Source organism: Salinimicrobium oceani (assembly GCF_012037645.1).
Map to the genome: position 1 here is coordinate 17,315 of NZ_JAAVJR010000014.1, position 13,821 is coordinate 31,135.

Here is a 13,821-nt window from a genome sequence, read left to right on the forward strand (position 1 = left end):
AAGTGTAATGTTTAATCCCAATCTATCATAAAGTATTTGATCCTGGCATTGTCGGGGATCTGAGCAGCCTGAATCCTGCTTTGAGTGTCATAGCGAAGCTCAACCGGAAGTTGTTTTTTATCTATCGTGACGTAAACGTTAATGTCATCGATAAAAATCACAGCTGCACTCAGAGTGTTTTCAATCCTGGAGATCGTGTAATTTTCTATAATATCTTTAAAGGTGCTGTCTTTCCCAAGTCCTTTTGCTGTTTTAAATCTGGGATCGATAACCTGGATAAAGCCTACTGTGCTGGTAGAGTCAAATGCCTGCACCGGTTCCAGGAGTAACAATTTTTTGCCCGTTTTATCGTAGATCTCTATTTCGTTGCTTTTCCTGTAGAGTTCGCCAGAACTTACTTGCTTGACCAACGAATCATTTGCAAATACAGAATCCAGCTCATTGATCTTAACATCTTTGGTAAGTGCACCAATACTGTTGGCGGTGATAAGAAAAGGATCCTGCTCTTTTTCACAGGAAAATAAAAGCGCGCCTAAAATGATGGTTAAGAGAAGAATTTTTTTTTGCATTGCGGGTAAAATATTATCTAATTAATTTGTTCAGAACTCCCATCACTCCTCTTATAAAGGTTGCGCTGGTAAGAACCTTGACTATTGCTTTTTCCGGGCCTGTACTGGATCTTTTTCTGCCAGAACTGGCTTTCTCTAATTTTTTTCTTTCTTCCCTGGCTTTCTCCCTTGCTTTTTCAGCATCGGCTCTATCGATCTTTTGGTTGAGGATCTCATAAGCGCTTTCACGATCGATCTCGGCATTGTACTTTTGTACGAGGGCCGAGGCAGCTGTTAGCTCCTGCAGTTCCGCCAGACTTAAAATATCCATTCGGCTCATCGGCGCTCTAAGCATTGTAGCTGCAAGCGGAGTAGGTCGTCCTTTTTCATCGAGCGCTGTAACCAGTGCTTCCCCAATTCCTAACGTTGTGAGCACATTTTTGGTATCGTAAAATTCTGAAATCGGGTAATTTTCTGCGGCCAGTTTTATCGCCTTCCTGTCGCGCGCTGTGAATGCTCTAAGCGCATGCTGCACTTTCAATCCAAGTTGCCCCAGAACATCTGCAGGTACATCGGCAGGATTTTGTGTTACGAAATATATTCCTACGCCTTTAGATCTTATCAGTTTTACAATACTCTCGATCTGGTCGAGGAGGGCAGAAGAGGCCTGTTCAAAAATGAGGTGGGCTTCATCAATGAATAGTACCAGTTTTGGTTTGTCGCTGTCTCCCTGCTCCGGAAAGCCGGTGTAGATCTCGGCCAAAAGACTTAGCATAAAGGTAGAGAACAGTTTTGGGCGATCCTGAATATCGGTAAGGCGTAAGATACTAATGTATCCCCGGCCTTGAGAGTTCGTTCTAACCAGGTCTTCCACTTCAAAAGATCTTTCCCCAAAGAAAAGATCTGCTCCCTGCTGCTCCAGGCTCACAATTTTTCTTAGAATAGCTCCCGTAGAAGCAGCAGAAATTCTTCCGTAAGATCTTTCCAGCTCTTCTTTTCCATCTTCGGTTGCATATTGAAGGATCTTCTTCAGGTCTTTCAAATCGAGGAGCGGGAGGTGCTGGTCGTCGCAATATTTAAAGAGTACCGAAAGAATACCGCTTTGAGCGGGAGAAAGATCCAGGATACGGGCCAGAAGCACAGGTCCGAATTCGCTCACCGTTGCTCTTAGCCTCACGCCAATTTCTTTGGAAAGCGAAAGAATTTCCACAGGTGATCCTGAAGCTTCAAAAGGAAAATTCAGTTTATTATGCCTTTCAAAAATAAAATCTTCCTTGTTTGAAGGTTTTGCAAGTCCGCTCAAGTCTCCTTTTACATCCATGAGCAGCACCGGAACTCCTTTTTCAGAAAGATTTTCCGCGAGGATCTGCAGGGTCTTGGATTTTCCCGTTCCTGTAGCCCCGGCGATCAAACCATGCCTGTTCATGGTTTTAAGAGGGATCTTAACGGCGGCTTCTGCATGAACTTCTCCCTGGTGCATGGCAGCTCCAAGATAAATGTATTCCCCTTGAGGATTATAACCTTTTGAGATATGTTCAGCAAAGATCTTGTTATCCGGCACCGGTAAATTTTTTATAAAAGTAAGAATTGTGAGCCATAAGAAGCCCCCAAAGCTATTCGATTTTTAAACAACGGCTGGTTGCAGGAGCTCAAAACTACCTTCTATAGCGTTCATTTTGGCTGGGATCCCGTTTGGAACGGTCACATTATCACTAATATGACCAATCATGGCCCCACTGAAAGCAGGAATGCCAAGAGGTTTGATATAATGATCAATTACCTCCTCCATGGTAAGGGAACCGTACCCGCCGCCTGGATCACAGTCAGAACACTTTCCGAAAATGAATCCGCTTATCTCTTTTAGAACCCCGCTTAGTTCGAGCTGTGCCATCATGCGATCTACAGCATAGATCTTTTCTCCTACATCTTCCAGGTATAGCAACTTGTTCTTCCAGTTTTCGGGAAAAAAAGGAGTGCCCATTATCCCCGTAAGTACAGAGAGATTTCCGCCTAAAAGCTGGCCGGTGGCTTCCCCGGGAGTAATGGTTCTTATGCGGTTCATTGTTTGAGTGAGCAATCCGCCCTTGTCTGCAGGATTCTCGTACTTCAAGGTTTTGGCATCAAAAAGGAGGTCCTTGAAATGTGCTACTGCAAAAGAATTCCAGGTAGAAGTGGCCATAGGACCATGAAAAGTTACGAGTCCTGTACGTTTGTGGATGGCCAAATGCAGCGCTGTGATATCGCTGTACCCGATAAAAATCTTCGGATTTTTTATGATCGCATTATAATCAATGAGATTGAGGATCCTTGCAGCCCCCGATCCTCCTCTTAAACATATGATCCCGTTGACCTCTGGATCGCGGAACATTTTATTCAATTCCTGAGCTCTTTCCAGGTCGGTTCCTGCCAAATGTCCGTAGCGTTTTTTCACGTGGTCACCTAGTTTCACCTTGAGACCCATGGCTTCCATAGATTCTACCGCTATCTCATAAGGTTCAGATTCAAAGATGGCACCTGCAGGACTTACTATCCCAATCGTATCGCCTGCCTTCAGCTGCTTCGGAATGATCACAGGGCCCGAAGTGACTTCAGAAGTTGAGAGATCTGTGGCGTAGGCGCTTATAAATGGCACAGCCATACTGCCCCAGCCAAGATTATTTAGAAATTTTCGTCTTTCCATAGTTATTGTTTAGTAATGGATATAATACTGGCGAAGGATCTTTTCCATTTCAGCTTTGATCATTGCTGTTGAGGTCAAGAAATTATTGTTCATGAAACTAAAAATGAGCGTTTTCCCTTTAGCCGTGATTAAATATCCGCTTAAACTGTGATTATTATTGAGAGTTCCTGTTTTTGCATAAATGTAAGCAGGTTTGTTAGGAGGTGCATGATAATCATTCTTAAGCGTACCCGCTACACCTCCCGCAGGAAAAAGCGCCAGCAGTTCTTTCTGCGGAAGTTCTTGCGAAATAAGCTCCAGCAATTTCACCAGAGACCGCGGGGTCATGAGATTATAACGAGAAAGGCCAGATCCATCCACCCATTTCACAGTATCTGGTAATTTTTGCAGGTACATTTCCTGCATATGCGCTATTGCTATTTGTGCCTGCAAGGTATCGGCAATTGTGCCCGCTGCTAGCAAAAGGAGCTGCTCTGCAACAAAATTATCACTTTCCTGAAGCATTATCTTGTAGAGCGAACGTGCCGGGCTATTGTAAATTTTCTTCTCCAGACTTAGGTTCTCTGGAATTTTTTTCAAAGAGATCACATCTCGGCCGAGGCTTTCGGAAAGGAGTTGAGCCGACAATTGGGGTGAGGTGATAAATGGAACCCGCTGCTCAATTGCTGAGGTGTCAAAAATGGGAATTTTGAAGCTGTTTTCTGTTTGCATCCTGCTCACCCTACCAGATGTTGAGGAGGAATCTATACTTGTTTTGCTTCTGAAGAACGACGGAATGACTTCAATCTCTGCTGAATTTGCCGGTTTACGGAATGTAACCAGGTTTCCAAAAAGGGGGAATTCAGATCGTTCTGCAGAAAATGCGTAGTTGTAGTCTTCCCATGCCCAGCCCGGGCCAAATGCTTTTTCCTTTTTTCCAGGAGAAATGAGCACCAGTGTTTCAGGGCGAGATTTAAGAAATAGCAGGACGTTGGTGGCATCAAAATCTCTGTAAAAAAGACTGGGATCTCCCGTGCCTTTAAAGAATAAGCTGTCATTCCGGGTGGCGTACTTCAGGGCAGGAACAGAATCCTTCAGAAGCTTTATGCCGGTATAGAGGGTAAGTAGTTTGGTGTTAGATGCAGGAATGAAGTATTTATGAGCATTATGCTCGAGCAATACTTCTTTAGAAACCGGATCATAGATCATGATGCCGCGAAACCAGGAATTGAGGTTTTCAGTTTCAGTAAGCTCTTTTTTCAGCTCCTGTTCAAAGGACCGGCTACTGCCGCAGGCGATCAGGAGCATTCCGAAGGCAGAGAGCGTTAACGAAAGAAATAATTTTCTGAAAAAGGATAGATGTATCAAGCTGGCGAAAATAATGGTTAAAGTAAGAAAATATTGCTAAGACCTGAAGAAATCCCGGAAAACAACTTGCAGGATTAAGGGTTAAAAATGCCATTTTTGAGGGGTATCAAAATCCGGAATTCCTCTTGCTTTTTATGTACCTTTGCAGGCTATGAATGAGAATGAAGTAAATGAGCTGGTGGAGCGTGGAGAAATGCTGCCACTCATGGAAGAATTTTATACCATACAAGGCGAGGGTTTTCACAAAGGGACTGCTGCTTATTTTATTAGAGTTGGAGGCTGCGATGTGGGCTGCCACTGGTGTGATGTCAAAGAGAGCTGGAATCCTAAACTTCACCCGCCAACTGCAGTAGATACTATAGTGGAAAATGCATTAAAGAGCAGTAAAACCATTGTGGTAACAGGAGGAGAGCCTTTAACCTGGAACATGGAACCTTTAACCAGCGCTTTAAAAAGCAAAGGTGCAAAGATCCACATTGAAACTTCGGGGGCTTACCCGCTGTCAGGAACCTGGGACTGGATATGTCTTTCGCCAAAAAAGATCAAATTGCCTACAGAGGAGATCTATGAAAAAGCACATGAACTCAAGGTGATCATCTTCAATAAACATGATTTTATTTTTGCTGAAGAGCAGGCTGCGAAAGTCAATTCGAACTGCATTTTATATTTACAGCCAGAGTGGAGCAACAGGGAAAAAATGATGCCTCTTATTGTAGAGTATGTCATGAACAATCCGCAATGGAAGGTGTCCCTGCAAACGCATAAATATCTTAATATTCCATAAAAAAAATGCCCTCTTAAAAAGGGCATTTTTTGATATTAACTTTTCAGGTTATTTTACTTCCTTGAAAGGGATCTGTACAAATCTGTCATCCCAGCCAATAAAAAGATTTGCCCCTCCATTAGATGGTGCAAAGCTCATTGATAGTGCTTCAATAGGATTCTTGGCTGTTCTTACAGGCACAGTGATCCTGGCGATATCTTTCTCAACATGATAATCATATGCACCCCAAACGTTAGTACTGTTGTTTAAAATAACAGTCCATTCCTTTTCCTGAGGAATGGTAAAGAGCGTATAAGTACCTTTTTTGATGGTCTTGTCGCCTACCATCATATCTTCATAAAGCGTGATCTCGGTAGCTTCATTAGCTCCGGTTCGCCACACTTCTCCATAAGGCACAAGCTTTCCGAAAATTTCCCGGTCTCTGGTTTGAGGCCTGCTGTATAGTACCCTGGCCATAGGCTCATTATTCTCACCTCTAAACAAAGCGACATCCATAGGGCTAACATCGAGTTTAGAGAAATTTGGACCATCATTATCTTTTGTTGTTTCGGGGGTGTTTTGCGCATAGAGTTGCGGACTGCTAAATGCTCCGGCGAATATGGCTATCACTAAAAATAATTTTTTCATAATGTTTGAGTTTTGTTAGTAGGTCTAAATATACTGGAAGTGAGGAAAATTATAGTTAAGGTTTTCTTTAAATGCAGTTAAAAGCTTGAAAAGATTAAAGGGCGCCGAAAATGGCATTTTTGACGCTTCTTTATGTCGAGTTCTTTTCTTCTGAAAATGTGGAAAAGCGAAAATTTTTTTATACTCATAACACTGGTAGAATATTGAAAATTGCCGGGATCATTTTCAAGGCTTACAAAGGCTAAGGGATTTTCGAAGCGTAGGGCTCCAAAGGTTTACAAGCGAGGCTTTTTCCACAGAAATTGTTGATAACTTCGCGGCCTGTGAGCGGGTTGCAGTGGTTTTACAGGTATGATTTTAGTATATTTGTTCGTTATAGAAATTGATAAAATTTTAACGAATTTAGGTATGAGTGAAGAGGTTAAAAGAAGCAGTTATTCGGCCGATAGTATTCAGGCGCTGGAGGGGATGGAGCATGTGCGCATGCGTCCGTCCATGTACATAGGGGATACGGGAGTTAGAGGATTGCACCACCTGGTTTACGAGGTGGTCGATAACTCTATAGATGAAGCATTGGCGGGACACTGTGATACCATTAAAGTAACCATAAACGAAGATAATTCAATAACCACAGAGGATAACGGCCGTGGAATTCCGGTTGACCTTCATAAAAAAGAAGGAGTTTCTGCTCTTGAAGTGGTAATGACCAAGATTGGAGCTGGAGGAAAGTTCGATAAGGATTCTTATAAAGTTTCCGGGGGCCTTCACGGGGTTGGAGTAAGTTGTGTGAACGCATTGTCCGATCATCTTAAGGCGACCGTCTATAGGGATGGCACCATTTGGGAGCAGGAATATGAGCGAGGAAAGCCGGTGTATCCTGTAAAACCTGTCGGGGAGACAGATCTTTCTGGAACCATAGTTACTTTTAAGCCTGATGCTTCTATTTTTCAGCAGACTACTGAGTACAATTACGATACTCTTGCCAGCAGAATGCGGGAACTTTCTTTCCTGAACAAAGGGATCACCATTACGCTTACAGACCGAAGGGAAAAGGATGAGAAAGGAGAATTTGTTTCAGAAATTTTTCATTCTGAAGAAGGTCTTAAAGAATTTATCAAATTCCTGGACGGCACCAGAGAGCCCATTATCAGTGAGGTTATTGCAATTGAGGGAGAAAAGAATGACATTCCTGTAGAGGTTGCGATGGTCTACAACACTTCCTTTAATGAAAACCTGCATTCATACGTAAACAATATCAACACTCACGAAGGGGGTACTCACCTTGCTGGATTCAGAAGAGGTTTGACAACTACTTTAAAGAAATACGCTGATGCTTCCGGAATGCTGGATAAGCTGAAGTTTGAGATCTCGGGAGATGATTTCAGGGAAGGTTTGACTGCTATTGTTTCTGTTAAAGTTTCTGAACCACAATTCGAAGGACAAACGAAGACCAAACTCGGAAACAGGGAGGTGACTTCTGCTGTTTCTCAGGCAGTTTCTGAAATGTTGGAAAATTATCTGGAGGAAAATCCAAATGATGCAAAGACCATAGTTCAGAAGGTGATCCTTGCAGCCCAGGCGCGACATGCAGCCAAGAAGGCCAGGGAGATGGTGCAGCGTAAAACGGTAATGAGCGGAGGAGGCTTACCTGGAAAACTATCTGACTGTGCATCTCAGGATCCTCAGGAAAGTGAAGTTTTTCTTGTAGAGGGTGACTCTGCAGGGGGAACGGCTAAACAAGGTCGTGACCGTCATTTCCAGGCTATCCTGCCACTAAGAGGTAAGATCCTGAACGTGGAAAAGGCGATGAGCCATAAAGTTTTTGAGAACGAGGAAATTAAAAATATATATACTGCCCTGGGCGTAACTATTGGTACTGAAGAAGATAGTAAAGCCCTTAACCTTACAAAGCTAAGATATCACAAGATCGTTATCATGTGTGATGCCGATGTGGATGGTAGTCACATTGCTACTCTTATACTTACCTTCTTCTTCAGGTATATGAAGGAGCTCATCGAGGCAGGACACGTATTTATTGCTACTCCGCCGCTTTATCTTGTGAAAAAAGGTAGTAAGAAACGCTATGCGTGGACAGATAGGGAGCGCGATGAGATAGCGGCTTCGTACAGTGGAGGAGTGAGTATTCAGCGATATAAGGGTCTTGGGGAAATGAATGCCGAGCAACTGTGGGATACTACCATGAACCCCGAATTTCGTACGCTGCGCCAGGTAACTATCGACAATACGGGAGAAGCCGATAGGATCTTCTCGATGTTAATGGGTGATGAGGTGCCGCCGCGAAGAGAATTCATTGAGAAGAACGCAGTTTATGCTAATATTGACGCATAATATTTGCTTCTGAATATTTTAAAAACCCTGCAGCTGTGCAGGGTTTTTTGTTTGTAGGAAATCCCTGAGGAGGCTCTGCTTTTTTTGCTATTTTTAACCCAACTATAAATCTGTCTCTTGTGAAAAGGTTTCTTTATTTATTTATTGCTGTCTTTTTTGTTTCCCCGGTTTCTGCGCAGTCTGAAGACATTGGGAATTTTATTAGTGATGTCCTCTTTATAGCTGAAGAATTTTCAGATCCCGCTGCAGATGCGGCTGGAATGCAGGCCAGTGCCGGATGGTTCAGCTCGGCTTCAGCTCTTGAGAAATGGGATATACGTTTCTCTCTTCACGGTAATGCCCTTATGATCCCGGAAAAAAGAAAATCTTTTACAATGAGAAATTCAGATCTCAAGTTATTACAGATAGAGGGTGTTGAAAGCGTAGAGGTGCCTACAGCTTTTGGTGGAGTGAGTAAAGAAATGTTATCGGGGACTATAAACTTTAATGGACAGGAAATCCCCGTTAATTTTGATGCTATTGACGGTATTGGTAGGAACTATGTTCCGCATGCTTTCATGCAAATAGCTGTTGGGCTATCTGCCGGGACCGAAATAACTGTTCGCGCAATGCCCAATGTAACTATAGATGGTGTCACAGCTAATACCTATGGCCTGGGAGTTAAGCACAACCTGAATCGATACTTTAATCCCTATGATTTCGAAAGGAAATTCCAGGTAGCTCTTGGAGTTGCTTACAGTAAGCTTAATGTGGAATACGAATTTGAGCCACAGGGTGCAGAAGGGATCGTTCTATTGAATCAAATAAACGTAGATGCAGATCTTTTTATGGCAGAACTTATTGGTTCAATGGAATTAGGCTTTTTTGAACCTTTTGCTGCAGTAGGAGTAACTAATTCCAGCTTTGATTATGTTTTTGGAGGAACCGGCGATTATCTTGTTGAGGTAAATAACCAGGTAGATAAGTTAGAGGACTCTGCTGTTCAGTTTAAAGGAGATCTCGGGTTTAATCTGCATTTTGGAAGATTCAGGTTAAGTGCAATGGGAACAGTGGGCGATTTTTTCAATGGGAATCTGGGGCTGCATTTCAGGATCTAAAACTGGTATTTTAGCTGCTACTTTGATTAAAAACTGCTTCAGAATTCGTATTTTCGCTGGACTATTAATCAAATTAATCCCATTATGAAAATTACTATAGTAGGTGCCGGAGCTGTTGGAGCCAGCTGTGCCGAATACATTGCCATTAAGAATTTTGCTTCCGAAGTTGTACTCATTGATATCAAAGAAGATTATGCCGAAGGAAAGGCTATGGACCTTATGCAAACTGCATCTCTTCTTGGCTTTGATACGAGAATTGTAGGAAGCACTAACGACTACTCAAAAACAGCAAATTCAGATATCGCCGTCATCACCAGCGGAATCCCCCGGAAACCCGGAATGACCCGCGAAGAGCTTATAGGGATTAATGCAGATATAGTAAAGTCTGTTTCCTCAAGTATCCTGGAGCATTCTCCAAATGCCACGATCATCGTTGTGAGTAACCCTATGGATACCATGACCTACCTTGTGCATAAGTCCACTAACCTTCCAAAGAACAAGATCATTGGAATGGGAGGTGCTTTAGACAGCGCGCGTTTCAAGTACCGTTTAAGCGAGGCTTTAGAATGTCCAGCTTCAGATGTTGATGGGATGGTTATTGGAGGCCATAGCGATACAGGTATGGTGCCGCTCGCAAGGCTGGCTACCCGGAATTCTGTGCCGGTATCAAAATTCATTTCTGAAGAGCGCTTAGATCAGGTTTCTGAAGACACCAAAGTAGGAGGAGCTACACTCACCAAGATGTTAGGCACAAGTGCATGGTACGCTCCCGGGGCAGCAGTTTCTTCCCTGGTACAGGCTATAGCTTGTGACCAGAAGAAAATGTTTCCTTGTTCTGCCCTTTTAGAAGGGGAATACGGACTTAATGATCTTTGTATCGGGGTACCGGTAATTCTTGGAGAAAATGGAATTGAGGAAATCGTAGAGCTGGAACTTAATGACGCAGAAAAGGCAAAATTAAAAGAAAGTGCAGAAGGAGTCACAAAAACCAATGACCTTTTGGACCTCAAAAAATAAACTTCTGAGCTTTTAAGAAGCACAATAGAAGCTGCTCTAAAATGTCATTTTGGCTAAGGATTTTTCCTACTGAAATTTATTCGAAAAAAGGTAGAAAACCCAATATGGCAGGACTTTAGAGCAGCTTCTTTTTTTATTCGCAAAAGTTAATTATTTCAAAAAATATAATTGGGATTTCATTATTGAAAACCTATATTTGTCCGTTTTTAAAAATTGAACATAAATTAAAGAATAATGCAGAACAAGGGAATCGTCAAGGTATTTGCAGTTTTGTTTGCCCTGGTATGTATCTACCAGCTTTCATTCACTTTTATTGCTGGGAGTATTGAGGAAAAAGCCGAAGAATTCGCAGAACAAAAAGTTTCAGAAAGTACCGATAATTACGTCATACTTCGCGAAAGAGCAGAACAAAGGTATCTTGATTCTATAGGTAATGAGGAGGTTTTTCTCGGCATCACCTATAATTCAGCTAAGGACAAGGAGCTTAATAAAGGTCTTGACTTAAAAGGTGGAATTAACGTAATTCTTCAAATTTCCGTAAAGGACATTCTTAGAGAACTTGCTAACAACAGCAAAGATCCAGCTTTTAATCAAGCGCTTGCAAAAGCTGATGAGGCCCGTACCAACAGTCAGGAGAATTATGTAGATCTGTTCTTTGATGCTTTCGAAGACATTCCCGATGCACGTCTTGCATCTCCAGATATTTTTGCAAACAAGAATCTTAGTGACGAGATCAATTTTGAAATGAGCAATGATGAGGTGAAGCCTATCATTCGCAGAAAGATCGATGAATCTGTTACTTCAGCATTTGAGGTGCTTAGAAAACGTATAGATAAGTTTGGGGTAACCCAACCTAATATTCAGCGTTTAGGAACTTCAGGAAGAATTCTGGTAGAGCTTCCGGGTGCAAAAGAAATTGAGCGTGTGCAGGACCTGCTTCAAAGTACGGCTCAGCTTGAATTCTGGCATGTTTACAAGAGTAATGAATTTCAAAACTTCTTTGTTCAGGCAAATGAAGTCCTAAAGCAGGAATTGGCTTCTCAGGATAGCAACGAACAAACTGCCGATACCGCTGCAGTTGAAAAGGATGAGATTGATGCCCTTTTAGAATCTGCAAACGATACGACCGCACAGGTTGCCGAACAAAACAATCCCTTATTTGACCTTATGGCATCTCCGGGATTCCAGGGAGGGCCGGTTCTGGCTACTTTTAACATAGAAGATACTGCCAAAGTAAGACAGTACCTCAATATGCCTCAGGTGCGTAACCTTCTCCAGGGGGAGCAGCGTTACGCCAAATTTGTTTGGGGAATAACCGATGAAGATGATGATGCAGCAGCGCTTTATGCATTAGTAGGGAACAGACAAAACCAACCACCGCTTTCAGGAAGTGTGATCACAGATGCTACACAGGCTTATGATCAAGTAGGAAGAGTAGCTGTAACCATGCAAATGAACGGAAAAGGAGCTAAGACCTGGGAAGAAATGACCGGATATGCTTCTGAGAACCAAAGTCAAATTGCTATTGTTCTTGATAATATTGTTTATTCTGCTCCAGGAGTTTCCAGCGGACCAATTTCCGGAGGAAGAAGTGAGATTACAGGAGATTTCAGTATTACTGAAGGTCAGGATTTAGCCAACGTGCTGCGTGCAGGTAAACTACCGGCTTCAGCAGATATTGTACAGAGTGAGATCGTTGGACCTTCTCTAGGTCAGGAAGCAATTGACAGCGGGATCAACTCCTTTGTTATTGCATTACTGCTTGTTTTGGTTTGGATGATCTTCTACTACGGAAAAGCCGGGATCTTTGCCGATATCGCCCTGGTAGTAAATATCCTGTTCATTTTTGGAGTACTGGCAGGACTTGGTGCTGTATTGACCTTGCCAGGTATAGCAGGTATCGTCTTGACAATTGGTATGTCTGTTGATGCCAACGTTCTTATTTTTGAAAGGATAAGGGAAGAATATGCTAAAGGGAAGGTGCAGAAAGATGCTATTAGAGATGGTTTCAATAACGCACTTTCGTCTATTCTAGATGCGAATATTACCACAGGACTTACAGGTTTAATTCTCTTGGTCTTAGGAACTGGTCCTATTAAGGGATTTGCAACTACATTATTGATTGGTATTGCAACCTCTTTATTCACCGCGATCTTTATTACAAGATTGTTCATTGATAACTACGCCAAGAATCCAAATAAGTCTCTTGAATTTTCAACCGGAGTTACAAAGAACCTTTTTGCGAATCTTACGATCCCATTCCTGCAAAGAAGGAAGACTTTTTACATAGTTTCGGGAATTTTCATTCTTGTAAGCTTAGGTTCATTATTTACTCAAGGTCTTAACCAGGGAGTTGATTTCGTTGGAGGTAGAAGCTATACCGTACGTTTTGCACAACCTGTTAACCCTGGAGAAATTCAGGATGATCTTATTGCTGAATTTGGAAGTGCCAGCGCCAAGACTTTTGGAACGGCAAACCAGATCAAGGTAACTACAAAATACCGAGTAGAGGAAGAAGGAAGTGAAGTAGATGAAGAGATCTCTCAAAAGTTATTTAACGCCGTAAGCGCTTATCTTCCTGAAGGTACCACTTATGACGACTTTACTGTTGGTGGTGAAGGGGAGAGAGGAATTGGGATCATGCAATCTATTAAAGTAGGTCCTTCAATTGCCGATGATATTAAACAAGCTTCCATCTGGGCTGTTTTAGGCTCCCTGCTGGTGATCTTCCTTTACATCCTGTTGAGGTTTAGAAAATATCAGTTCTCTGTTGGAGCTGTAGTAGCTGTTATACATGATGTGCTTATTGTACTTGGAGTATTCTCCCTAACCTATAAGTTCATGCCTTTCAATATGGAAATTGACCAGGCCTTTATTGCAGCCATTCTTACCGTGGTGGGTTATTCCCTGAATGACACGGTTGTTATTTTCGACAGAATTCGTGAATTCTTTAATGAACATCCTTCATGGACAAAAAGAGATGCAATTAATGCTGCGATCAACAGTACGATCAGCCGTACGTTAAATACCTCTTTAACCACCCTTGTGGTGCTCCTTGCTATCTTTGTCTTTGGTGGTGAAAGCATAAGAGGCTTCATGTTCGCACTTATCATTGGTGTGATAGTAGGTACTTATTCTTCTATCTTCGTTGCCACTCCTATTACTTATGATACTTTCAACAAGGAGTCAAAAAGAAGAAAACTGAAAGAAAAAGAAGTGGTAGCCTAATTCGCTGGCCATAAATATGTGTCGTCCTAAAATAGGTTTACAGTTTTTAAATAAAAAATTTAGATAGACCTGTGGAGTTTTCTTCACAGGTTTTTTCATGAATAAAGTTAGGCGTTTTCATTTGAAGACTCAAGTGTGGCCTAT

Annotated in this window: 10 protein-coding genes; 5 read left to right on the forward strand and 5 right to left on the reverse strand. The window is 42.2% G+C overall.

The genetic code is table 11. The features are described from left to right. Window positions 1-11: 11 nt before the first annotated feature. The 4 genes from HC175_RS14855 to HC175_RS14870 form a co-directional block, all read right to left on the reverse strand. On the reverse strand, window positions 12-569 hold the full coding sequence (locus tag HC175_RS14855) for a hypothetical protein (protein WP_168139281.1): 558 nt from the start codon (window positions 567-569) through the stop codon (window positions 12-14). 13 nt (window positions 570-582) lie between these two features. Next, window positions 583-2,109, reverse strand: coding sequence for a helicase HerA-like domain-containing protein (locus tag HC175_RS14860; RefSeq protein WP_168139282.1), 1,527 nt, complete (start codon window positions 2,107-2,109; stop codon window positions 583-585). Between the two features lie 63 nt (window positions 2,110-2,172). Then, window positions 2,173-3,228, reverse strand: a complete 1,056-nt coding sequence (locus HC175_RS14865) for a S66 peptidase family protein (protein WP_168139283.1) — start codon at window positions 3,226-3,228, stop codon at window positions 2,173-2,175. 9 nt (window positions 3,229-3,237) lie between these two features. Continuing rightward, window positions 3,238-4,575 carry a D-alanyl-D-alanine carboxypeptidase/D-alanyl-D-alanine-endopeptidase gene (locus tag HC175_RS14870; protein WP_168139284.1) on the reverse strand — a complete coding sequence of 446 codons (1,338 nt, stop codon included), beginning with the start codon at window positions 4,573-4,575 and terminating at the stop codon, window positions 3,238-3,240. 151 nt (window positions 4,576-4,726) lie between these two features. On the opposite strand from HC175_RS14870, the gene HC175_RS14875 reads away from it, so the two are divergent. Beyond that, window positions 4,727-5,359, forward strand: a complete 633-nt coding sequence (locus HC175_RS14875; protein WP_168139285.1) for a 7-carboxy-7-deazaguanine synthase QueE — start codon at window positions 4,727-4,729, stop codon at window positions 5,357-5,359. 48 nt (window positions 5,360-5,407) lie between these two features. On the opposite strand, the gene HC175_RS14880 is transcribed toward HC175_RS14875, so the two are convergent. Continuing rightward, window positions 5,408-5,986: a DUF2911 domain-containing protein gene (locus HC175_RS14880; RefSeq protein ID WP_168139286.1), complete on the reverse strand. Its 579-nt coding sequence runs from the start codon at window positions 5,984-5,986 to the stop codon at window positions 5,408-5,410. Between the two features lie 408 nt (window positions 5,987-6,394). Here HC175_RS14880 and gyrB point away from each other — a divergent pair, with 408 nt between their 5' ends. The 4 genes from gyrB to secDF all read left to right on the forward strand — a co-directional run bounded on the left by gyrB (window position 6,395) and on the right by secDF (window position 13,677). Further along, entirely contained in the window at window positions 6,395-8,335 is a 1,941-nt protein-coding gene (gyrB, locus tag HC175_RS14885; protein WP_168139287.1) for a DNA topoisomerase (ATP-hydrolyzing) subunit B, read from the forward strand. Between the two features lie 119 nt (window positions 8,336-8,454). Next, entirely contained in the window at window positions 8,455-9,432 is a 978-nt protein-coding gene (locus HC175_RS14890) for a DUF6588 family protein (RefSeq protein ID WP_168139288.1), read from the forward strand. A gap of 84 nt (window positions 9,433-9,516) precedes the next feature. Then, window positions 9,517-10,449 (forward strand): malate dehydrogenase, encoded by a 933-nt coding sequence (mdh, locus tag HC175_RS14895; protein ID WP_168139289.1) that lies wholly within the window; start codon window positions 9,517-9,519, stop codon window positions 10,447-10,449. Window positions 10,450-10,683: 234 nt separating this feature from the next. Next, window positions 10,684-13,677: a protein translocase subunit SecDF gene (secDF, locus tag HC175_RS14900; protein WP_168139290.1), complete on the forward strand. Its 2,994-nt coding sequence runs from the start codon at window positions 10,684-10,686 to the stop codon at window positions 13,675-13,677. Window positions 13,678-13,821 lie beyond the last annotated feature (144 nt).